This window comes from Pelomonas parva (genome assembly GCF_043555835.1).
Classification (GTDB): Bacteria; Pseudomonadota; Gammaproteobacteria; order Burkholderiales; family Burkholderiaceae_C; genus Pelomonas; species Pelomonas parva.
Genome location: NZ_JBIGHV010000003.1, coordinates 624,411 through 647,039 on the forward strand (window position 1 = coordinate 624,411; position 22,629 = coordinate 647,039).

The 22,629-nt window shown below is 67.3% G+C and carries 17 protein-coding genes; 5 read left to right on the forward strand and 12 right to left on the reverse strand.

What is annotated here, in order from left to right:
- Positions 1-27: 27 nt before the first annotated feature.
- The 5 genes from ACG00Y_RS10290 to ACG00Y_RS10310 form a co-directional block, all read right to left on the reverse strand.
- Positions 28-711, reverse strand: a complete 684-nt coding sequence (locus ACG00Y_RS10290) for a phosphatase PAP2 family protein (RefSeq protein ID WP_394478458.1) — start codon at positions 709-711, stop codon at positions 28-30.
- Positions 708-1,415 carry a hypothetical protein gene (locus tag ACG00Y_RS10295; RefSeq protein WP_394478460.1) on the reverse strand — a complete coding sequence of 236 codons (708 nt, stop codon included), beginning with the start codon at positions 1,413-1,415 and terminating at the stop codon, positions 708-710. The genes ACG00Y_RS10290 and ACG00Y_RS10295 overlap by 4 nt, the downstream gene beginning before the upstream one ends.
- Before the next feature lie 88 nt (positions 1,416-1,503).
- Positions 1,504-3,867, reverse strand: a complete 2,364-nt coding sequence (locus tag ACG00Y_RS10300; RefSeq protein ID WP_394478461.1) for a putative bifunctional diguanylate cyclase/phosphodiesterase — start codon at positions 3,865-3,867, stop codon at positions 1,504-1,506.
- Between the two features lie 26 nt (positions 3,868-3,893).
- A complete protein-coding gene (locus ACG00Y_RS10305) occupies positions 3,894-5,879 on the reverse strand; it encodes a methyl-accepting chemotaxis protein (RefSeq protein ID WP_394478463.1) in 1,986 nt (661 codons plus the stop codon).
- A 288-nt stretch (positions 5,880-6,167) separates the two neighbouring features.
- Positions 6,168-6,725 carry a DUF2242 domain-containing protein gene (locus ACG00Y_RS10310; RefSeq protein ID WP_394478465.1) on the reverse strand — a complete coding sequence of 186 codons (558 nt, stop codon included), beginning with the start codon at positions 6,723-6,725 and terminating at the stop codon, positions 6,168-6,170.
- Between the two features lie 133 nt (positions 6,726-6,858).
- Between ACG00Y_RS10310 and ACG00Y_RS10315 the strand changes: the two genes are divergently transcribed.
- Entirely contained in the window at positions 6,859-7,518 is a 660-nt protein-coding gene (locus tag ACG00Y_RS10315; RefSeq protein WP_394478467.1) for a hypothetical protein, read from the forward strand.
- A 13-nt stretch (positions 7,519-7,531) separates the two neighbouring features.
- On the opposite strand, the gene ACG00Y_RS10320 is transcribed toward ACG00Y_RS10315, so the two are convergent.
- Complete coding sequence (locus ACG00Y_RS10320; protein ID WP_394478469.1) at positions 7,532-12,037, reverse strand: H-NS histone family protein; 4,506 nt, start codon at positions 12,035-12,037, stop codon at positions 7,532-7,534.
- A gap of 181 nt (positions 12,038-12,218) precedes the next feature.
- On the opposite strand from ACG00Y_RS10320, the gene ACG00Y_RS10325 reads away from it, so the two are divergent.
- Complete coding sequence (locus ACG00Y_RS10325; RefSeq protein ID WP_394478471.1) at positions 12,219-12,662, forward strand: OsmC family protein; 444 nt, start codon at positions 12,219-12,221, stop codon at positions 12,660-12,662.
- On the opposite strand, the gene ACG00Y_RS10330 is transcribed toward ACG00Y_RS10325, so the two are convergent.
- The 6 genes from ACG00Y_RS10330 to rtcR all read right to left on the reverse strand — a co-directional run bounded on the left by ACG00Y_RS10330 (position 12,659) and on the right by rtcR (position 18,054).
- Entirely contained in the window at positions 12,659-13,423 is a 765-nt protein-coding gene (locus ACG00Y_RS10330) for an ABC transporter ATP-binding protein (RefSeq protein ID WP_394478473.1), read from the reverse strand. The genes ACG00Y_RS10325 and ACG00Y_RS10330 overlap by 4 nt on opposite strands.
- Positions 13,413-14,174 (reverse strand): ABC transporter permease, encoded by a 762-nt coding sequence (locus ACG00Y_RS10335; protein WP_394478474.1) that lies wholly within the window; start codon positions 14,172-14,174, stop codon positions 13,413-13,415. Before ACG00Y_RS10335 ends, ACG00Y_RS10330 begins: the two co-directional genes overlap by 11 nt.
- Entirely contained in the window at positions 14,171-14,704 is a 534-nt protein-coding gene (locus ACG00Y_RS10340; RefSeq protein ID WP_394478476.1) for a cupredoxin domain-containing protein, read from the reverse strand. The genes ACG00Y_RS10335 and ACG00Y_RS10340 overlap by 4 nt, the downstream gene beginning before the upstream one ends.
- Positions 14,705-14,752: 48 nt before the next feature.
- The gene (locus ACG00Y_RS10345) at positions 14,753-15,325 is read right to left on the reverse strand and encodes an SCO family protein (RefSeq protein ID WP_394478478.1); all 573 of its coding nucleotides are present in this window, start codon (positions 15,323-15,325) and stop codon (positions 14,753-14,755) included.
- Positions 15,322-16,359 carry an ABC transporter substrate-binding protein gene (locus tag ACG00Y_RS10350; protein WP_394478480.1) on the reverse strand — a complete coding sequence of 346 codons (1,038 nt, stop codon included), beginning with the start codon at positions 16,357-16,359 and terminating at the stop codon, positions 15,322-15,324. Before ACG00Y_RS10350 ends, ACG00Y_RS10345 begins: the two co-directional genes overlap by 4 nt.
- A gap of 96 nt (positions 16,360-16,455) precedes the next feature.
- Positions 16,456-18,054: an RNA repair transcriptional activator RtcR gene (gene rtcR / locus ACG00Y_RS10355; protein WP_394478482.1), complete on the reverse strand. Its 1,599-nt coding sequence runs from the start codon at positions 18,052-18,054 to the stop codon at positions 16,456-16,458.
- Between the two features lie 186 nt (positions 18,055-18,240).
- Between rtcR and ACG00Y_RS10360 the strand changes: the two genes are divergently transcribed.
- From ACG00Y_RS10360 to rtcA, 3 genes are all read left to right on the forward strand, one after another.
- A complete protein-coding gene (locus tag ACG00Y_RS10360; RefSeq protein WP_394478484.1) occupies positions 18,241-19,812 on the forward strand; it encodes an RNA-binding protein in 1,572 nt (523 codons plus the stop codon).
- A gap of 501 nt (positions 19,813-20,313) precedes the next feature.
- Positions 20,314-21,537 (forward strand): RtcB family protein, encoded by a 1,224-nt coding sequence (locus tag ACG00Y_RS10365; protein ID WP_394478486.1) that lies wholly within the window; start codon positions 20,314-20,316, stop codon positions 21,535-21,537.
- 26 nt (positions 21,538-21,563) lie between these two features.
- Entirely contained in the window at positions 21,564-22,598 is a 1,035-nt protein-coding gene (gene rtcA / locus ACG00Y_RS10370) for an RNA 3'-terminal phosphate cyclase (RefSeq protein ID WP_394478488.1), read from the forward strand.
- Positions 22,599-22,629 lie beyond the last annotated feature (31 nt).

The following is a 22,629-nucleotide window of genomic DNA, read 5'->3' on the forward strand; positions in this document are numbered from 1 at the left end:
TGCGGGCCCACGCCACCCAATGGCGGGTCATGACCCGCCCGACCGCCGCGCATCCCGCAGGTGGGACGCGATCCAGAACCACAGCGCCGCCCAGCCGGCGCCGAAGGCCCAGCCGGCGAGCACGTCGCTGGCCCAGTGCACGCCCAGCATCACGCGGGTCACGCCGATCAAGCCCGTCATGAAGGCCGCGATGCTGATCAGGTAGGCCCGCACCCGCAGCCCCTGCTGCCGCTGCGCCAGCAGCACGCCCATGGTCAGGTAGAACACGGCGGACATGCTGGCGTGGCCGCTGGGGAAGCTCAGGCCTTCCTGCACCAGCGCGGCGAAGGCGGGGTCGGGTCGCGCGCGGCCGAAGCCCATCTTCAGCGCCGTGACGGCCAGCGCGCCAGAGACCATGGCCAGGCTCACCGCCACCGCCCGCGCCGGCCGGCCCACCGCGCACAGGTAGCCGGCAGCGAGCACCGTGAACAGCGTCATCACCGCCGTGCTGCCCAGGCTGCTCAGCTCGCGCATGATGGCCTCCACCAGCGGGTGCGTGGCGCGCCACTGCTGCGCCAGATGCAGCGCAGCCGTGTCCCAGCGGGCGGTGTCCGCCTCGCGCATCTCGCCGGCCAGCGCCGCGAAGCCGCTCAGCGCCAGCATGGCGAAGGCAAACGTCAGCCAGCGCCGCCGCGTGCGGGATTGCAAGCCCAGCCGCTGCAGCAGGGTCATGGGCGGTGCAGCAGCGCCTTGGCCGCCTCGATGCGCAGCGCCAGCGCCACGGTCTCGTCGTTGAGCACCTGCTGAAGAAACTGCCTCGGGTCGACGCCAGGCGTCTCGCTGCGGTGCTCGCTCGGTGACGGCGTTGCGGGCAACGGGGCCTGCGGCGGCTGCAGCCGCTGCATCGCCGCTTCCAGCGCGTCGGGCGTGATGGGTTTCAGCCGTGCGAGCAGGTCCGCCTGGCCTTCGATGCCGGGCGGGATGTCCAGCCAGGGCGTGTCGGCGAACACCGGTGCGAGGTCGGGCGCGACGAACGCCGACCAGTTCTCCGTGGCCGCCTGCTGTGTCGGCACCGGCGCGGCCTGCCATGCCGGCGCGGTGGCCGACGGCATGGCGCGCAGCCTTGCCGGTGCGACATCCGGCAGGTAGCGCGACTGCAACTGCGCCAGGAAGGCCGCCGCGCGCGCAGGGCTCGCCGGCTGCTGCAGCGAGAACCACAGCTGCAGGCCGTCCGTGCCCGACACGGCGATGGCCGGTGCGGGCAGGTCCAGGTCCGCCTGCACGCCGCGCCAGACGCGGGACAGCGCGTCCCAGTCGGCCGGGCGGGCCAGCTCCAGCACCATCGAGCGCACGGGCTCCGCCCCGTCGCCGACATCGGTCGGGCGGGCTGAGGGCAGCAGATACAGGCGCTGCAACTCGGACTGGAGTCGATTCATGGCGGGGAGCGGGGCGGCAGGCGGCGGGGCGAATCTACCCCATGGGCGAAGGGCGGTGGCCAGCGATGCCTGCTGCCGCGCAGACCGACTAGCCTTCGTTGGCGGGCGCCGTGGCGGGCGGCGGCGTCTGCGCGCGGGTGCGCCAGCCCGCGAGGAAGGGCGCGACCTGGTCCGCCTCCAGCGGCCGGCTGAACAGGTAGCCCTGCAGCGTCTCGCAGCCCTTGGCCCGCAGCAGGTCCGCCTCGGTCTGGCTCTCCACGCCCTCCGCCACGGCCGACATGCCCAGCGCGCGTGCCATCGCGAGGATGGCGTCCACCAGCACCTGCGCTTCGCCGTCTCGGGTCAGGTCCTTGACGAAGCTGCGGTCGATCTTGAGCGTGTCGAACGGGAAGCGCCGCAGATAGCCCAGTGCCGAGTAGCCGGTGCCGAAGTCGTCCAGCGCGATGCGCACGCCGCAGGCGCGCAGCGAGCGCAGGATGGCCACCGCCGCGTCGGCGTCGTTGATCAGCGTCGACTCGGTGATCTCCAGCTCCACCTGGCCCGGCGCCAGCCGTGCAGCGAGCTCCTCGACACGCGCGACGAAGTCGGGCCGGTCCAGCTGCGTGGCAGACACGTTGATGGAGATCTGCGGCGCGCCGGGCCAATCGGCCGCGTCGGCGCAGGCCTGTGCCAGCACCCAGTCGCCGATGGCGGGCATCAGGCCCGCCGCCTCGGCCATCGGCACGAAGTCGGCCGGGCCGACCTCGCCGTACTCGGGGTTGCGCCAGCGGATGAGGGCCTCGAACCCGCTGACATGCCAGTCCTGCGAGCTCACCTGCGGCTGGTAGACCAGGCGGAACTCCCCGCGTGACAGGGCGCCGCGCAGTGCCTGCGTCATCGCCACCCGGCGTCGGCCGGACTCGGCCAGGGCCGGGTTGAAGAAGCAGTACTGGTGCCCGCCGGCGTGCTTGGCCGCGTACATGGCGATGTCCGCGTGGTTCATCAGCGTGTCGGCGTCGCAGCCATCGGCGGGCGCCAACGCCACCCCGAGGCTGGCACGCAGCGCGAACAGCTGCCCGTCGACCCGGCAGGGCTCCGCCAGGCTGTTGAGCAGCCGCTCCAGCATCTGCGCCAGGGCGGCCGGCTCGGGGGCGCTCTGCACGACGATGGCGAACTCGTCGCCGCCCAAGCGTGCCACCGCGTCGCTGCGGCGCGCCGTGGCCAGCAGGCGCTGGCCGAACACCTGCAGCAGCTGGTCGCCGGTCGCGTGGCCTTTGCTGTCGTTGACATGCTTGAAGCCGTCCAGGTCCAGCACGATGAGCGCCAGCGGCTGCGTCGAGGAGGGGTCGCCGGTGAGCAGGCCTTCCAGCAGCGAGCGCAGCTGCGTGCGGTTCACCAGGCCGGTCAGTGCGTCGTTGTGCGCCAGCCAGTTCAGGCGCTGCATGGCCTTCTGGCGCTCGGTGATGTCGCTCGCCACGCCACGCCAGCCCTTGAAGCCACCCTGGTGGTCGGTCAGGCGCCGGGCGCTCAGCGACCACCACTTGCGGCCCGCCTTCGACTGCGCGATCAAGGTCTGGTCGCGAAATGACTCGCGGCGCTGCAGCAGGGCCTTCAGGTCGGCCCAGAGCCGGGCCGCCTCGTCGTCCTGCGCCACCACGGGCTCCAGCAGTTGCAACGCGGGAGCGGAGCGCAGCTGCACTTCGTCCATGTTCAGCGCCAGCGCGAGCCGGGGTGAGACGTGGACAAAGCGGTAGTCGGCGTCAAGCTCCCAGAGCAGGTCGGTGGCGTGGTCCTCGAAATCCCGCAGCAGCAGGGAGATCACATCGTTCTGGTGCGATGCCCGGGCCTCGGCCACCATGCGCGCGGCCATCATGCGAGCCGATGCCCACACGGTGTAGACGACGATGGCCGAGTAGCCGCCCAGCTGCAATGCAAAGGCGGGCGCCAGCGCGCCGCCACGCCATGCCAGCGCCACCGCAGCGCCGCTGCCCACGAGGGCCACGAACAGCGTGCCCGCCACCGGCACTGCCGCCAGCGCGAAGCCGCCCGCGCACACCATGCCCGTGACGAGCAGGCCGACGAAGTAGCGCGCGTCGGCGTCGGCGAGGTCGTGGCACAGCAGCGGCAGCAGGCCCCACAACGAGCCCAGCAGCGCTGCGTGCAGGATCACGCGCCGCAGCGACCGGGTGGACGCCGTCCGGCGCGGCGGCCCCGAGCGGGACTGCCACCAGGCACGAAAGCTCACGGTCGCCAGCGCGGTGATGGCGCATGACCAGAGCAGCAGGGCGTCGTGCCTGAGCTGCTGCCACAGGGCCAGCGGCACGACCAGCGCGCACAGCAGCTGGATGGACATCGCCAGCGGCGTCAGCCCCAGCACGGCCTGCATCTGCTGGGCCCGGAACGCGCCGGCCTGTTCGTCGTTGACGTCGTACAGGCTGGCGTGCTGGCGCAGCCGGTTCAGCCAGTCGACCATTGCGCCGCCCGGCACCGTCGTGCTGCTCAGGGCAGGCGGAAGGCGCCCACGGCCTGCGCCAACTGCTCGGCGTGCTGGCGCATGGCGCTGGATGCCGCAGCCGTCTGCTCGACGAGCGCAGCGTTCTGCTGTGTCATCTGGTCCAGCTCGTTGATGGCCACGCCGATCTGGGCAATGCCCTGGGCCTGTTCGCGCGCGCCACTGGAAATGGCACCGAGCAGGTCGCCCACCTCGCGGGTGCTGTCGACGACGGCGCGGATCGTGGCACCGGCCTCGGCGACGATCTTCTGGCCGCCGTCCACGCGCTCACCGCTTTCCAGGATGAGCTGCTTGATCTCGCGGGCCGCGTCGGCGCTGCGCTGCGCCAGTGCGCGCACCTCGCTGGCCACCACGGCAAAGCCCCGGCCCTGTTCGCCGGCCCGGGCCGCTTCCACCGCGGCATTCAGGGCCAGGATGTTGGTCTGGAAGGCAATGCTGTCGATGACGCCGATGATCTCGCCGATGCGCCGGCTGGAAGCCTCGATGCCCGACATCGTGCCCACCACCTGCTCGATCACCTCGCCGCTGCGGTTGGCCAGCTTCACATTGCCTGCGGCCGCATTGGCCGCCTGGCCGGCGCCGTCGGTCGTGCTGGCCACGGTGGCGCTGATCTCTTCCATCGCGGAGGCGGTTTCCTCCAGGTTGGCCGCCGCCTGCTCGGTGCGCTGGGACAGGTCCAGGCTGCCCGCAGCCACCTCCTGGGACGACAGGATGATGGCGTCCGCAGCGTGGCGAACGTCGCGCACGGTGCCGCGCAGCGAGGTCTGCATCTCCGCCAGCGAGCGCAGCAGGTCGGCGGTTTCGTCCTTGCCCTTGGCCACCAGCGTGTCCGTGAGGTCGCCTGCCGCCATCGCGCCCATGCGCTGGGTCAGCGTGCGCATGCCGGACCGCATGGACAGATAGAACGAATAGAAGAAGTACAGCCCGCCCAGGACCAGCACCGTGACCACGGCGCTCACGAAGGCGATGCGGCGGTGCAGGCGCGCTTCGCGGGCTGCCAGCAGCCCGTCCAGCTCGGCGGCCACAGCCTTCTGCAGTTCGCCCAGGCTCTGCAGGGCCGCCGTGCTTTGCCTGACGATCTCGGCCGAAGGGGGCAGCTGGGTGGTCTGGCGCATGACCAGCGGCTCCATCTGGGCGACGAACGCCTTGGCAGGTTGCAGTGCAGCCCTGTGCTGGGCCACTGCCAGTGCAGTGTTGAAGTCGGCGGCGTGAGCCAGATTGGCCTCGACCTGCGACACCGACTTCTTGTCGACCGCCAGGCTGGCGGCCGCCTGCGCGGTAAGTTGACTGCTCGGCGCCTCTGCCGCCGCCAGATTGGCCAGCGCGGCGCGCGTCAGGCCAAAGGTCTCAAGCAGGTCGGGCAGATTGACCGTGCCGATCAGCATCAGGTAGTAGGAGTCGCCTTCCGGGTCCAGCGCCAGGCCGCTTTCATCGACCAGGTGCTGCACCAGTTCGCCCAGCTGCAGGCTGATCTCGACGTAGGGCTTGCGCACGTCGGCCGCGCTGAGCCCGGCAGGCTGCCCGTCTGCGGCCTTGCGGGCTGCCACCAGCGCGTCCCAGTGCTCGGTGCCGGGGTGGGGCAGGCTGTCCAGCAGCGGCTTGCCTTGCGTGGCGAGGCTGTCCATGGCCGCCTTGAAGCGGTTGCGCAGCTCGGCCACGTCCGGGCGGTCCACGCCGTTGGCCTGGTCCACCAGGGCGCGGCGCAGCAACTGCGTCGCCTGCATCGCCGGCACCACCAGCTGCACGCCGCGCAGCCCCTGGCGCTCCAGCTGGGTGGCGGCCACCACGGCCAGCCGGTCCGACACCAGCGTCCAGAAGGTCACCAGGATGGGCGCCAGCAGGAACAGCAGGATCACCGCCGCCTTGGCCGGGAAGCGCATGTTGCGGAACAACCCCACGCCGAAGCGCGCCCACACCGGCGTGCTGGAGGGTTTGGAGCCAACGGGGTGGGGTGAACCAGACAAGGTTGACATGGAGTGCTCAGGGGGTTGGACATGGAACGAGTGCCAAACGATTGCAGCGGCACGCGCTTGCGGGCCGAGGAAACCGGCACAGGCCGATTCGGAAGATCTGAGCTCGCGAGTGTTCTGGGGATCACTTATTCGCGCAATACCGTGGAAACGACGTTCCCGACGGTGCGCGTGCGGTTTTACGCGGTTCCCCGGTTGCCCCACGCACGCCGGCGGCTCGCACCCAGGATGCAATCGACGGTCAGGCGGTCCTGCCGGCTGAAACTGGCGCGACGCTCCCGCAGCGCGCGTTCAACGCTCGCTCGTGTTCTCGCGCAGCATCCGCTGCATCAGCACGAAGAAGCGGTCGTAAAACTCCCCGGCGGGAATGGTCTCGGAGGCGACCTTGACGAGGGAATCGTCGCTTGACGACATCGGCACCGAGATCGAGCCCAGTGCGCTGACGCCCAGGCTGGCGGCCTGGTTGCTCTTCTTCAGCGCGTAGCGGTCTTGCTGGGCGCTGACGTAGGCGGTGGCGATCTGCTGCTTGGGGCCGTCGCCGACGCAGACGACGTTGAAGGCGATCTCCACATGCGCCTCGCCACCGGGCTGGAAGTGCTTGCTGCCGCGCACGGCCCCGGTCTCGGCCTTGCTGATGACATAGCCCTGGCTCAGCAGCGCCCGGCGGGCGGCCTCGCAGGTGGACTCGACATTGGCGTCGAACAGCCGCGAGAAGGTCTCCTCGGCGGCGAAGCTTTCGCGCAGGTAGACCTTGCTGGCCTTGTCGGCCGCAGAGGGCAGGGCGCCGCAGCCGGCGAGCAGGGTGCCAAGCAGCAGGGGCAGGATCAGGGCAAGACGGGAACGTGGCATGGGGGGATTATTCCGTCGTCGGTGTTGTTGGGCGGTTTGCCCCTTGCGCAGCTGCCAACGCGCAGGGCGCAGCGGCCGATGACAGGCCCAACCCCGGCGCGACATGGCGCGAGCAACGTTCCAGAATGGCGGCATGAACACCCGTCGCCGCGCACTCCTTGTTCTGGCCGCCGGCCTTCCGGCCACCCTGCATGCCGAGACCGCAATCGGCGGCCACGGCATGGCCGTCTTCGGTGGTCGCGAGGGGCTGTATGCCTCGCACCTGCCGATGTTCCACACGCCGCATGACAGCCAGATCCTGCTGCGCTTCCACCTGGCCGACGCTTCCGCCGACAAGGCGCTGCGCGAGACGCTGGCGCGCGAGCCCAGGCTTTGGACTTTCGACCCCGAGACTATCGACTTGCTACGGCTGGGCGCTGGCCACGCCCAGCCACTGCGCGAGTTCAAGGCGCGTTTCTTCGAGGGACACTTCGAGCGCGGCGGCAAGCCGCAGGCGGGCGAGCAGCGTGTCGTCTTCGACGAGGTGCTGCTGTTCCGGCGCCTCAAGACCGCGCCGCGAGAGGCCTCGACGGGGCGCTATCGGCTGATCGGCAAGGGCAGTGAGTGGTTCGCCTTCAAGACGATTGACCGGCGGCCGGACTTTGACCACATCGTGCGGCTGGACGCACCGCAGGTGCGGGGCGAGGTCGATGTGCCCCTGCAAGGCCTGGCCCGGCCTGATGCCGCCGTCCAGCGTGCCTTCCAGGCCACGGGCCTGACCGGGATCTACTTCGAGACCGACGACTTGCGCTGACGCAGCGGCGCCATCAAGAGGTGGTCGGCGGAGGTGGGATGAGAAAGTCTTCGCGTGTGGCGCCAGCGGCAATGGCGTCTTTCATCCAAGTCGGCATCCGGCCGCGGCCACTCCAGGTCAGACCGCTGGGGCTCACGTATTTCGCGACGACGCTCCCGCCGCTCGTCTGAGCGAGTTGTGGATTGCTCAAGCCGTCAGCCTGCTCTACCTTCTTCGCTCGGAAATCCTCCGGCGCGACTGCATCGATGCCGATGACGCGAAGGAACAGGTCTCCGTCGCCGACCTCCTTCTCTCGGGCTTTCGCCCTCAAGATCGCCAGTAGCCCGCTGAAGTCGACCTCCGAGCCGTCAGGAAGGAACCAGGGCCTGTTCCGCTGCAAGACGATCACCAAGAATCCAATCTTCGAGTCGGGTGCGCGCAGGTACTGACGGTGCAACTGCTTGTCGAGCGCCTCGACGTAGTGGTCAAAAGTCCAGCGCTCGGACATCTTCAGCTCCACGGACGCACGGAACGAGCTTGTCTGGCACAAGATATCGCGCCTGGTCCCCTCGGGAAGCTCCGGCTCAAGCATGACTGAGTAGCGGCCGCCAGCCGCGTGGTTGAGCTCGCTTCCGAGTAGCGCCTGGAAATCCGCCTCCAAAGCAAGGCCATCCTTGTCTGTCTTGATACGCTCGAACTTGATCGTGCTGAAGAACCGTCTGAGACTGAACTCGCCATGCTCGATCTGTGCCTTCACCGCCATCAAGTCGGTCTCGATGGCCAAGGCAAACTGCTTGAAAGACGAGACCGGAGGGGCGAATGTTTGCTCGAACTGGAAGTAGTCGTCCTGGCGAACCGGCGACGTAGCGAGCTGATCCTCACGCATCATGATCTGGGTATGACGCAGATACTTGGCCTCGGACCCGGTGGCGGCCTTGCGGAGGTCGTCCAAGACCTCGTAGGCCTTCTCGGTCTTGGCGGCCAGGATCGCCGGCACCATTGCCTCACGCATGCGCTGCGCGTAGTCCCGCGCTCTGAGCGAGTAGGCCCCTTTGCCTCGCCGATCGATGACGTCTTCTTGCTTCACGACCTCGTGAATCCAGGCGTAGAGACACCTTAGAGCTTCCAAGCCCGCGTTACCGCTCAGCGCGAGCTCCTTGAGCTGGATACCCCGCTGTTCGCCGAAATCCGCAGCCAACGCGAACAGGCACTGCCGCGCCTGCGCAGGATGCGACTGCCACCAATCGGTGAACCGCGCGACGAACGTGCCAGGGCTACTCAGCAGCCACGCGCCGGCCCACGCTGCAGCGTTGCTACGGAGCTGCGTGAGTTCTTTGAATCTATGCGTGAGCGCCTCGCGAGCCCTGGTCTCCTCCAACGGCTCGGACGGCTTGGTATCCGTCAGGACAGGGAGTTCTTCGTCGAAGGCGTGGAAGATGTTCTTGGATGCCTCGGTCGCCAGCTGATTCGCATTGATCGCACCCGTGGTGCCGATGCGTGATAGCGCGGTACGCAGGGTGTGCTCGCTGAGCCGAAACCCTTGCGAGACGAAGCGCCAGACGGCAGAAACAAGGCGAGCCTGAACGCTGGGGGGTGCCTTGTCGAGATGACGTAAAAGCGCTTCGGCCTTGTCAACAGATAGAGGACCACGGTTCGCCTGGTCCAACATCGCCGCCAGTCCTTCGCTAGCAACACGCTGGCGCTGCGTGATCAACGGCCAAAACCATCTTGGGTATCCGTTCACTTCGAACGGCGCGTAACGGATCGCGCGCCTCACTTCGTCGTCGGTCATGGTGGGCAACTGAGCACCGTCGCCAAGATCGAGATGAAGACCTTGAAGACCCGCAATGGTGACGTTGTACAGAGAGTGAGGCTCAGCTTCTTCCCACACCGGCTCGCATTGGCGCCAATGCTTGCTCAATCCTGAGCGCACAGCATCGGCGATCTCTGCACCAGCTGCATCGCCGAATTCTTCGAAACGACACTCGCCGTATCTCACGGGGACGATGGTCTCGACCAGCAGCGCTGCAGCCAACGCCAGCCCGTCAAGGTCTGAGCCATCTCGCAGCCCATTGAGTGACGCTTCAAGCTTGGCCTTAGATGCCTCTTCGACCTTCAGTAAACGCCGACGCCGCGCTGGCACTGGTGCCTTTGCCTTCGCCCTCGCCTCAGCAGCTTTGGTGCTGGCGACCAGTGCGTCGAAGTCTGGCCTGCCGAGCTCGACTTCATCACCTTCCACATAGGAGTACAGCCTCGAATCGCTGTACGCCGCATTGAACGCATCGCCCGCAGGTGCCAAAAGGGCAAAGCGCGCCCGCAGGTATTCGAGGCGCAGCTCTTTGTCGCCGGCAAGCGCCGACCGCAACGGTTGAAGGTCGGACCCACCCATGTGCTTGCGTTCGATGTGGCGAGCGAGGACCAGGCACAGCCAAACGGCGCGCTTCGTTCTCACGGCTTTGCGCTTGACGGTCAGCGCGATCAGCGCTGTCACGATCTCCAATAGCTTCTCACCGGCCCAGTAGCTCTCTCCACCGTTGTGCCGGTCCTTGCGGCGGATCAACTTCAGGAGCAATGAGCGACTCAGATCGTGCAGCTTTTCTGGAGGAGCTGATGGACCCACCTCACGCGTCAAGATCCATTCCAGGCTGAAGCCCACGCCGTCCCGCCTGTTCATTCGGGCGGTGGCAATGGCTGCGATGGACTTGGCGTCCAAGGTCTTCCAGGCGAGTTCGGCAACCAGGCGCGGGGCATCAGTGCCCGGTCGCGTGGGATCGGCGATGAATGCGGCCGCCAATCCCTTCAGATCGTCTTGCCGCCCCAGTGCCAGGATGTAGTACAGGTCGAGATGCTCCGCAAGCAGCTTGCTGTAGTGGCCGCCATGCTTCGCCAAGATTTCGTCACGAAAAATGTCCAGGTCAGCGTTTGCCGCGACATTCAGCAACGCGTCTCGCACGGCGAAGTCATCGCCATGCACGCTCATGAGCCTCTTCAACACAGGCTCCAAACCGGGCTTGGCCGCCTGCCAATAGTTCTCGGCGGTCAGTGTGTAGACAGTGCGGCCAATGCTGTCGCCATCCAGGAGCCGAGCAACTGTCCGTTCGATCGCTTTGGTCGCGTCCGACATCGACACGTCGAGTCGGCGCAGGTCACCGAAAAACGCCACAGCCTGTGGTTCGACGTCGAGCAGCACCTGACGACAGTGCGAGCTGAATGCGGAAAGCCAGCCGACCAATGGAAGCCAGTAGCGTTGCACACCGCACTCGCCGGTCGTCGAGCGCCAGATGAAGTTTGCAAGCAGTCGGCCGGCATCCTCTGGTGAGTGGACGAGCGACGCGAGCCGCTTGGCTGCCAGGAACGGGAGCAGCTCGTCTGGATAGAGCTTGACCTGATGATGGCCGGCGTCGATGAACAGCCTGGATCCAAGCAGGTAGGCCAGCGAGTCGTCAGAGACCAGGTGCCCAACGATCACGCGTGCAGCCAGTACCCCTTCTCTGTAGTTCAAGGCCTTGGAGGAAATCTCGATGTTCTGCAGCCGGCACACCATCGAAGCGCTGGCAAGCAACTCGATGGATTTGTCGAGGCTTTGGGGTGAGGGATTCCCGATCCTCCTTTCACGCGGATCGACGCGTTGCTGCTGTGAGATCGCGTCGACCGCACGCTGGTAGGCGTCGGTGAGGCTCTGCGGTGGCCGATTTGCTGGATCGACATACGCGAGGATGTCGAGCCCGCCAGGCCCTTCGGCGAACCGCACAAGGCCGTATCGGCGTGCAGCAGCAAGGGTTTCGGTGGCGTGATTGATGCCTCGCGCCTCCTTCAGATATTTGATCGCGCCAGCGCTGTCGAGTGGTCGCAACGCGAACAGCCGAAGAGTTTGTGGCGGTTCAGACAGAACTGCGGTCGTGCTGCCGGCATCGAGCCCCTCCGGTTGCGCTGCGGCTGTGCTTCCTGGCGGATGCTCGTCCTCGTCAGCGGTGGTGTCGAAGATGTCCTCGAAATCAGTGTCGTCGCCCGACTTCTTGGATGGCACAAACAGCTTGGCGCTGAGCTCGACCTGTAGAAGCTCAAGAACGGCATCGGTTAGTACCGCAGGTCGGGACGACAGCACCAAGGAAATGGCAGGGTTCGGCCAATCCAACCCTCGCATCAGTCTGCGTAGCGCCCGGCGGATCCCGTCTTCAGCCGCGAGCCCTGCCTCGTCAAGCGAGTCAATGAAAACCGTCAGCTTGCCGCCGACCAAACGCCAAGAGGCCAGCGCCTGTAAGTCTTCAGCGTCGAAGGCGTCGTCGAGGGTTGCGTCGCCGAGGACTCGATGAAGGGGGACGAAGACCGCCGCCTTCCCTTCCGCACGCAACGAAAGGCTCTTGGCCTTGAACTCCATCGTCTTGCCGAAGTTTGCGCGAGCTACGACGACCGAGAACCTGCTCTGCAGGATGGTGTTCCAACTGGCATGCCGGCCCCAGCGCGTCGCTCCCAGCAGCGTTTGTGGGCTGTACTCCGTGATGGCCGCGAAGCTGCGATTCAGATCAAGATATCCATCCATGCCGGTGAACAGTAGATGTGGTGCAGGGGATCATCGCCGGAGTGCCGCGAACTCCAGGGCGTCATCGACCTAGACAGTTGACAGCTGACGTCGGTATCGGCCATCTGGAGGGCTGTCACGTTGAAAAGCCCTTTGGCTGTCTGACACTTCGCTATCCCACTGCCCAAACTGAGAGCCGTCAATGGACAACCCCAGCGTCACCCTGATCCAGCGTCAGGGCTACCAGTTCGAACACCACTACGCGCCGGGCATCCCGGTGCTGCTGTCCGACGAGCCCGCGCCGCTTGGCACGGCTCAAGGCCCGGACCCGGTCCAGCTGCTCGCGTCGGCGGTGGGCAACTGCCTCAGCGCGTCGCTGCTGTTCGCCTGCCAGAAGTACAAGGACGACCCGGGCACCTTGCGCGCCGAGGTGCAGGCAACGGTGGGCCGCAACGAGCGCAACCGCATGCGTGTGCTGGGGCTGGCCGTGGACCTGCACCTGGGCCGGCCGGCCGCTGAGGTGGGACATTTGCAGCGCGTGCTAGACACGTTCGAGGACTACTGCACCGTCACGCAGAGCGTGGCCTCCGCCATTCCGATCACGCTGCGCGTGCTGGACAGCACGGGCGCCGTGCTCAAAGGCTAGGCGGGCATCTCCAGCCCCAGCTCCTTCAGGATCGCCTCGCGCAGCTGATCCATCTCCGGGCTGATCAGCCGCCGCGGATGCGGCATGTCCAGCTCGAAGCGGGCCTGGATGCGCGTCGGCCGCGGTGACAACACGAGCACGCGGTCGGCCATGTAGAGGGCCTCGTCGACGTCGTGAGTGATGAGCAGCACGGTGTGCTTCTCCTCGGCCAGGATGCGCAATAACTCGTTGCGCATGCGCAGGTTCATCAGCGCGTCCAGCGCCGAGAACGGCTCGTCCAGATACAGGATCTCGGGCTTGACGATGAACGCCCGCGCCAGCTCCACGCGCTTGAGCATGCCGCCCGACAGCTCGTGCGGATAGGCACCCTCGAAGCCCTTGAGCCCGACCATCGCGGCGTAGTGGTCGGCCAGCTCGGCATTGGGCGCGTTGTTGTCGCCACTCAGCCCGAACATCAGGTTCTGCTGCACGGTCAGCCACGGGAAGACCGAGCCGTACTGCGAGATGACGATGCCTTGCGGGCTGGGCCCGGGGTGGGGCTGGCCGCTGATGAGCAGCGAGCCGCCGTCGGGCTTCTCGAAGCCGGCGAGGATGTTCATCAGCGTCGACTTGCCGCAGCCCGAGGGGCCGACGATGGCGACGAACTCGCCCTCGGCGACGTCGAAGTCCACGCCGGCTATGACGGGCAGCAGCTTGCCCTTGGCCGCCTTGAAGCTCTTGGTCAGGCCCTTGACGGCGATCTTGGGTTGCTTATCTGACATAGCGCCACCGGACTGTTTTCAATCTTTCGAGCAGGCGGGTCGCGCCGTCCAGCAGCAGGCCGATGAGGCCAATGATGATCATGGCGGCGATGACGAGGTCGTAGCGGTTGCCGGCGTTGCGCGAGTCCATGATGAGGTAGCCCAGCCCCGAGCGCAGCGCGATCATCTCGGCCGCCACGACGACCAGCCAGGCCACGCCGATGCCGATGCGCATGCCGATGATGATCTCGGGCAGCACGGCCGGGATGACGACGCGGCGGAACATCACCCAGCGCGTGACGCCGAAGTTGGCCGCCGCGCGCAGGTAGCGCCGGTCGATGGTGTGCACGCCCGAGGTCGTCTGCACGATCAGCGGGAACACCGACGAGATGAAGATCAGGAAGATGGGCGACGCCTCGCCGATGCCGAACCACAGGATGGCCAGCGGTATCCACGCGATCGGCGAGATCGGCCGCAGCATCTGGAAGATGGGGTTGAAGGTGCGGTAGGCGCCCGCCACCCAGCCCATCCACAGCCCCAGCGGAATGCCCACCAGCATGGCGAGGCCGAAGCCGACGCCGACGCGGTAGAGCGAGGCGCCGATGTGCTCCCACAGCGTGCCATCCTCGGCCAGCTCCAGCGTGCCGGTGACGACGGCCCAGGGCCTCGGGAAGATGGGGCTGTCGTTGCGGTCGACGATGTACCACCAGATCGCGATGACGACGGCGATGACGGCCAGGGGCGGCAATACCTTGCCAAGGCGGGAATTCAAGAGGCGGTCTCCGTTCTGGATGATCTTTTCCTGTGCTGCCAGCGCCATTGCAACCGCTGCCAGCCGGCCTCGGGCGTGGGCGCGACGACGACGGCCATCTGGCCGCTGGCATGCGCGCTGCAATCAAAGCTGTAGGTGGACGCGACCTCGAAGGGCAGGCGAAAACTCTGCCCCGGCATGATGAGGACGGGCCCGAACTGCTGCGGCACGTCGTCGAGGTTGCGCAGCAGCAGCACGTCATTCAGGCCCAGAGTGAGGTCGATGCGGTCGGGCAGGATCTCGACCTTGTCACCGGCCATGCGGCGGGCGTAGGTGCCGGCCGGGATCTCGAACAGCTCGTCGCGGCTGGGCAGTTGCAGCGGCGCGAATGCGGCCCAGCCAAGCCAGGACAGCGGCGCCACCAGAACGAGGGGCAGGAGCCTGAGCCAGCGGTTCACGTCAGTTGCCCGTCCCGCATTCGGGCCGAGCGCCGGGCCGCTCCCAAGCCGGCCCGTCATGGCGATGTGCTTGCCGGTCAATCCGGCAAGCATCGCCGTCCCCTCGGGGGACCGGCCAAGGTACGCCTTGGACGAGGGGCTTCATCTCACCAACAGCAGCTTGAGGTCGTGCACGAAGTCCTTGGCCTCGTGGCCGTAGGGCATCATGGCCCGCAGCTTGCCGGCACGGTCGATGATGAAGACCGACGTGGAGTGGTTCATGCCGTAGGCGTTGGGCTGGGGCTTCGGGATCTTCTCGGCGACGACGCCGTAGCGCTTGCGCATGGCGGCCAGCTTGTCCGGCGTGTCGGTGCCGCCGACGAAGCTGTTGTCGAAGGCGGTGAGGTACTGGCGGATGTGCGGGATGTCGTCGCGATCAGGGTCCACCGTCACGTAGACGACCTGCACGTCGGCGGCCTGTGCGCCCAGTTGCTTGCGTGCCTGGGCGAGCGTGGCCAGCGTCGTCGGGCAGACCTCGGGGCAGTTCGTGAAACCGAAGGTCAGCAGCACCAGCCTGCCCTTGAAGCGGGCGAGGTTGAGCGTGGCGCCGTCGCTGCCCTTGAGCGCGAACTCCGGAGCGGCCTGTGCGGGCTCGAAGACGCCGGCCTTCAGGCGCGGCGCGTTGGCCAGCGCGGATGCCGGCAGCGCGGCAAGCAACAGCGAACGGCGTTTCATATCGGAATGGGCGCAGCCTTGGCCGCCTTGACGAAGCTGTCGTCCACGTACTTCTCGTAGGCCACCGGCCGCTTCAGCGTGCCGGCCTCGATGGACAGCTGCATCAGCTCGTCGAACTCGCTGCGGATCATGCGCAGGTCGCCATAGGTCACGCGGTCGGTCGGGTTCTCCATCACGAAGCGCAGGATGTTGGGGTCCTGGTTGAAGAACTTGCGGCCGGCGGCGATCTTGATGGCCTTCTCGCGGTTGGCCGCCTGCTGGTCCAGCCAGTTGCCGGCGCCCTGCACGTGGTCCACCAGGTTCTGCACCAGCGGCCGGTTCGTCTTGATGAGTTCCTCGCGCACCGTCAGCACGCAGCAGATGTAGTTGCGCCACTCGTCGCGCGTCATGCGCAGCGGCCGCGCGTAACCCGCCCGTTGAGCGGCAGCGCCGAAGGGCTCGCCGGTGCAGTAGCCGTCCACGGCCTTGGCGAACAGCGCCGCCGGCATGTCGGGCGGCGGCATCTCGACGATCTGGATGTCCTTCGGGCTCATGCCCTCCTGCGCCAGCATCTTGCGCAGGAACAAAAAGTCCACGGCGAAACGGCTGGGGATGGCGATTCGCTTGCCCGTCAGGTCCTTGAACTTCTTGTGCGGCGAGTCGGTGCGCACCATGATGACGGCGCCCGAGCGGTGGCCCAGCGAGACGACCTTGACGGGGATCTTCTTGTCGGCCAGGTCCATGACCAGCGGCGCCAGCATGTAGGCCGCCTGGATGCTGCCCGTCATCAGCGATTCCTTGATCTCGGGCCAGCCGCTGTACTTGCTGTACTCGAACTCGAAGGCCTTGCTGCCCGACGCCTTGTTGGACGCCACGCGCGCCGCGCAGGCGACGGGCAGCGTCAGGTTGCAGGTGACCGGCAGCCCGCCGACGATGAGCGGCTTGTCAGCCGCCAGGACCGGCAGCGCGGGGACAAGCGCCGAAGCGGCCAGGCCTTGCAGCAGCTGGCGGCGGGCGAGGCCGGTGGAGGGGGAGTCGAGCGGTTCGGGGGTCATGACGGCGGGTCCGGCCACTGTGCCAAGGTCGCGCGGACTGTCCATCCGTGCTGGCCGAATTGTGCCTACGTGCCTACTCTGGACCGCTGCGGCCTCTCAGGCGCGGAGTAGTTCCCAGCCCAGCCCATGCTTGAGCAGGTATTTGCGCAGTCGGTCGGCATCGTTGACGACCTGCCGCTTGTCGCGTGACTGGTTGAAGAGCCGGCGGCCGGCGTCGGACAGGCTGCTGCTTTGGCGGCAGACCTCGGCCACGGCCTGCAGCTGGAGCTGGTCGAACAGGTCCAGCGCCTGCCAGCGATCCTCGCCGAGCAGCGTGGCCATGTCGGGCGCCGGTGCGGTGTCGGCCACGTCGCGCTGCCACATCCAGCGCAGGCGCTGGATCTCGGCGTCCACCAGCTCGGTGTCGATGCGGCCGCCCTCCGCCAGCGTGGCCAGCCGCGTGATGCTGGCGCTCAGGTCGCGGAAGTTGCCGCTCCAGTGCGCGTCGGCGGACTGTGCGAAGGCCAGGTAGCGCGCCTTGGCCTCGGCGTTGAAGCGCACCGCCTGTTTCAGCTCGGCGCCGGCGCGTTGCAGCAGGTGGTCCAGGTTGGGCGCCAGGTCTTCCGGCCGCTCGGCCAGGCCGGGCAGCGTGTAGGCCCACAGGTTGATGCGGGCGAACAAGTCCTCGCGAAAGCGGCCAGCCGCCACCTCCAGCCGCAGGTCGCGGTTGGTGCCGGCCACGAGCTGGAAGTCGCTGGCCACCTCGCGGTCCGCGCCGACGGGGAAGAAGCGCTTCTCCTCCACCGCCTTCAGCAGCATGGCTTGCTCGTCGGCGCCCAGCTCGCCGATCTCGTCCAGGAACAGCACGCCGCCGTCCGCCGCACGCAGCAGGCCGGCGCGGTCGGCGGCGGCGCCGGTGAACGAGCCCTTCTTGTGGCCGAACAGCGTGGACGCCGCGCCGTCGCCGCGCAGCGTGGCGCAGTTCACCTCGACGAAGTCGCCGCTGATCTGGTGGCGTGCCTTCTTCAGCTCGTACATGCGCCGCGCCAGGTGGGACTTGCCCGCGCCGGTCGGCCCGGTCAGCAGCACCGGCGCGCGCGAGCGCACGGCCACGCGCTCGATCTCCGCTATGAGCGCGTTGAAGGCCGGGTTGAGCGTGGCGATGCCGCTCTTCAGGAAGTTCAGCGCATCGGCCTGCGCCTGCTCGAAGCGGCGCGCCAGGTCGTCGTAGCGCGACAGGTCCAGGTCGATCAGCGTGTACTTGCCGGCATCGCCACGCACCTGGCGCTTGGGCGGCGCCGTCTGCAGCAGCACGCCGGGGATGAAGCGCGACTCGACGAGCAGGAACAGGCAGATCTGGCCGACGTGGGTGCCGGTGGTGATGTGCACCCAGTAGTCCTCGGCGTCGGGGTCGAAGGGGTAGGTGCGCACCCAGTCGTAGAGCGCGCCGTAGACCTCGCCGAAGTCCCAGGGGTCGCGCGTGCCCATCGGCACCAGGCGCACCTCGGTCTGGGGAGAGACGGAGGCGATGTCGCGGACGACCTGCTCGGCGAGGCCCTGATGGGCGGGCGCGTACAGCAGCTCCAGGCGGTCCACCAGCAGGTCATCGTGCTGGGCCATGGACACGGTCGGCCGCCACTTCTCCCAACGACCCGCGCCCTGGCCGCTGTCGAGCTGGCTGCCGAGAAAACCGATCATGACCTTGCGCTTGGGCATGGCGAGAAAGCTAGTTGACTAGATTGAATTCTAGTTTTGCCCGATGCCAGTTCCGCGATCAGTCTCGATGGAAAAGATGGATGTCTATGCAAATCAACAGCTTGCAGGTGTTTTGCCGTGAGCTTGCGCTGCTGGCACACCCGTTGCAATGACAGAGGCACAAAGTTGAATGCAAACGAGAACGACATGGTCAACACCCAACTCTTCCACACCGCCAAGGGCGCCCTGCTGCCCGCCGCCACTGCCGTCAACCAGCACGGCGCACCGGCTTACGCTTTGAGCCCTCGCCACCAGCTGGCCCAGCTCGCTGCCACCGGCTGCCTGAACCAGACCTTCTACGCCGCCGCTGAGTCTCAGCTGGACGCCGTGCTGGCACTGGCCCAACAGGTCGAGCCCGCCTTCGTCGCCAAGACCGCGATCTACGCCCGCCAGGCGGGGCACATGAAGGACATGCCCGTGCTGCTGGCCGCCCAGCTGGCCGTGCGCGACGTGGGCCTGCTGGCCCAGGTGTTCGGCCGCTTGGTGGACAACGGCAAGCTGCTGCGCGGCTTTGTGCAGGTCTTGCGTAGCGGCCAGCTCGGTCGCAAGTCGCTGGGCACGCGGCCCAAGAAGCTGGTGCAGCAATGGCTGCTGTCGGCCACGGAGCAGCAACTGTTGAACGCGGCTGTCGGCACCACGCCGTCGCTGGCGGACGTGGTGAAGATGGTCCACCCCAAGCCCACCGAGGCCTGGCGTGCGGCGTGGTTCGCGTGGCTGATCGGCCGCGCTTACGACGAAGCCGAGTTGCCACCGCTGACGGCCGCCTTCGAGCGCTTCAAGCGCGAGCTGGCTGCGGGCGCGGTGACCGAGGCGCCGGGCCTGCCCTTCCAGCTGCTGACCGCGTTGCCGTTGACGACCGCGCACTGGGCGCAGATCGCCCGTGACGGCTCCTGGCAGATGGTGCGCCAGAACCTGAACACCTTTGCCCGCCAAGGCGTGTTCGGTGTCGATGGCATGGCGGACCTGGTGGCCAACAAGCTGCGCAACGCTGAAGCGGTTCGCCGTGCCCGTGTGCTGCCGTTCCAGCTGCTGTCGGCCTACAAGGCCGCCGGCGACGACGTGCCGGCAAAGGTGCGCGAGGCGCTGCAGGAGGCGCTCGACGTGGCGCTGGCCAATGTGCCGGTGTTCGAGGGCCGCGTGGTCGTCTGCCCGGACGTGTCCGGGTCGATGTCCTCGCCGGTGACGGGTCATCGCGGGTCGGCGACGTCCACGGTGCGCTGCATCGACGTGGCGGCGCTGGTGGCTGCGGCCATCCGCGCCAAGAACGGCGACGCTCGCGTGCTGCCGTTCGAGAACGACGTGGTGAACGTGAAGCTCAACCCGCGGGATTCGGTGCTGACGCAGGCCCAGGCCCTCGCCGCCATCGGTGGTGGGGGTACGAACTGCAGTGCGCCGCTGGCCTTGCTGAACCGCGATAAGGCGAAGGTGGACGTGGTGGTGTTCGTGTCGGACAACGAGTCCTGGGTCGATGCGCGGCGTGGTGCCACGCAGATGCTGGTCGAGTGGGAGCTGTTGAAGCAGCGCAACCCGCAAGCGAAGCTGATCTGCCTGGACCTGCAGCCGAACACGACGACCCAGGCCGCGGAGCGGGCCGACGTGATGAACGTCGGTGGCTTCTCGGACGCCGTGTTCACGACGATGGCGCGTTTTGCCGCAGGGCAGACGGGCGCCGAGCACTGGGTGGGCGAGATCGACAAGATCCAGCTCGACCCGCAGTAGGAGAAGTTTGAAGGGTGCCTCGGGGGAATGCCCGCAGGAGTACAGCGCACATTGGTCGCGCAGGCCCGCAAGTCTGCAACGGAGAACCCGTAGACCGCTCTTGCGACTCTGGTCGCCCGAGGCACCCCCTTTTGATTTGCGTCGTCGCGTGGCGAATGCCGATGGGACTCCATTTCCAACATGACCGTCTCATCAACCGTTGGTCGCCACGCGGGGGCCTCGTTTTTTCCGGTGCGAATGCCGGCAGGACTACATCTGGAACGCCGGGGGTTCAACTCCCCAGCCTTGGGTAACCAGGGCGGCTAACGTCTTGCCTCCCTTGTCGCACCTCTTTTGTTTCGGCGTTGCGCGGCGAATGCCGGCGGAACTACAGCTTCAGATGCTCGTAGTCACGGGTTCAAGTCCCGTCGGTCCCATACAGGGGGACCGTAGCTCAGGGGATAGAGCACGAATGTTTCACCAACCTTTGTCGCCCCGCACGTCACTTTTATCGAGAAGAACATGGACAAGAACTACAACCTCACCCAGCCGGAAGGCGGCGTGCCCATCAAGGCCTGGACGCGCGGCGTGCCCGTGGAACCCAAGGCGCTGGAGCAGCTGGCCAACGCGGCCCGTCTGCCCGTGGTGTTCAAGCACGTGGCGGCCATGCCCGACGTTCACGTGGGCATTGGCGCCACCGTGGGCTCGGTGATCCCGACGCTGAAGGCCATCATCCCGGCGGCCGTGGGCGTGGACATCGGCTGCGGCATGATGGCCTGCAAGACCACGCTGACCGCCGAGGACCTGCCCGACAGCCTGGCGGCCCTGCGCAGTGCCATCGAGCGCGCCGTGCCGCACGGCGGCGGCCCGCGGTCGCACGGCCGCGACCCGGGCGCCTGGGAGAACCCGCCCAACCTGGTGGACCAGGCCTGGGCCGGCCTCAAGGACGAGTTCGACGCGCTGTGCGAGCTGCACCCGCGCCTGAAGAACACCAACAACCGCAAGCACCTGGGCACGCTGGGCACGGGCAACCACTTCATCGAGGTCTGCCTGGACGAGGCCGGCGCGGTCTGGTTCATGCTGCACAGCGGTTCGCGCGGCGTGGGCAATGCCATCGGCACCCATTTCATCGAGCTGGCCAAGAAGGATGCCGAACAGCACCAGCGCAACCTGCCCGACAAGGACCTGGCCTACTTCGAGGAAGGCGCGCAGTACTTCGGCGACTACGTGCGTGGCGTGGGCTGGGCTCAAGCCTTCGCGGCCAAGAACCGCGAAGTGATGATGGCCAACCTGATCGCCACCGTGCGCACCGTCATCACCAAGCCCTTCGAGGCGCACGTGGAGGCGGTGAACTGCCACCACAACTACGTCTCCAAGGAGCGCCATTTCGGCGAGGACGTGTTCGTGACCCGCAAGGGCGCAGTGAGCGCCAAGCGCGGCGAGCTGGGCATCATCCCGGGCAGCATGGGTGCGCGCAGCTTCATCGTGCGCGGCCTGGGCAACCCCGAGAGCTTCGAGAGCTGCAGCCACGGCGCCGGCCGCGTGATGAGCCGCACCCAGGCCAAGAAGATGTTCACGCTGGCTGATCAGGTGAAGGCGACGGAAGGCGTCGAGTGCCGCAAGGACAAGGACGTCATCGACGAGATCCCGATGGCCTACAAGGATATCGACGCGGTGATGGCGGCGCAGCGCGATCTGGTGGAGGTGGTCTACGTGCTCAAGCAGGTGGTCTGCGTGAAAGGCTAGAACAGAGAAGAGGAAGGGAGAAAACAATGATCGAACTCGACGGCGCCTCCGGTGAAGGTGGCGGCCAGATCCTGCGCACCGGCCTCGCGCTGGCCATGTGCACGCGCCAGCCGGTGCGCTTCAACCGCATCCGCGCCGGCCGCGCCAAGCCGGGCCTGATGCGCCAGCACCTGGCCTGCGTGAATGCCGCAGCAGAAGTCAGCGGCGCTCGCGTGGACGGCGCCGGGCTGGGCTCGCAGACGCTGGTCTTCGAGCCGGGCGACATCCTTGCGGGCGACTACCGCTTCGACGTCGGCTCGGCCGGCAGCTCCACGCTGGTGCTGCAGACCGTGCTGCCGGCGCTGATGACGGCGGCCGGCGAAAGCCACATCACGCTGACCGGCGGCACGCACAACCCGATGGCGCCGCCTTTCCACTTCCTGCAGCGCAGCTTCGCGCCGCTGTTGCATCGGCTGGGCGTGGGGCTGGATCTGGCGCTGGAGCGGCATGGCTTCTACCCGGCCGGCGGTGGCCGCTTCACGGCGCGCATCGTCCCGGCGGCGCAACTGGTGCCGGTGAATGTGCTCGCGCGCGGCGAGCGGCTGGATGCCTTCGCCGAATGCCTGACCCCCGGCGTGCCGGGACGAGTGGCAGCGCAGGAGCTGGCCGTCATTGGCGAGCGGCTCAACTGGCCGGCGGACAAGCTTGTTCGTGCCGAAGCGCGCCAGGACGAAGGCCCGGGCAATGCGCTGATGGCGACCCTGGCCCATGTCGACGTCACCGAGGTGTTCACGAGCTTCGGCGAGAAGGGCCGGCCCGCTGATCAGGTGGCCGTGGCACTGGTGCGTGAGGTGCAAAGCTATCTGCGCAGCGACGGCGCCCTTGGCGAGCACCTTGCAGACCAGTGGATGCTGCCGTTGGCGCTCGCCGTTCAGGCCAGTGGCCGGCCGGCGGCATTCACCTGCACCGCCCTGAGCCAGCACGCTCGCACGCAAATCGAGACGGTGTCTGCCTTCTTGCCCGTGCGCTTCACGGCGGAGAAGCAGGACCGTGACTGGCGCGTCACCGTCAGCCCGGATTGAATGAAGAACGCCGGCAGCAAGCCGGCGTTTC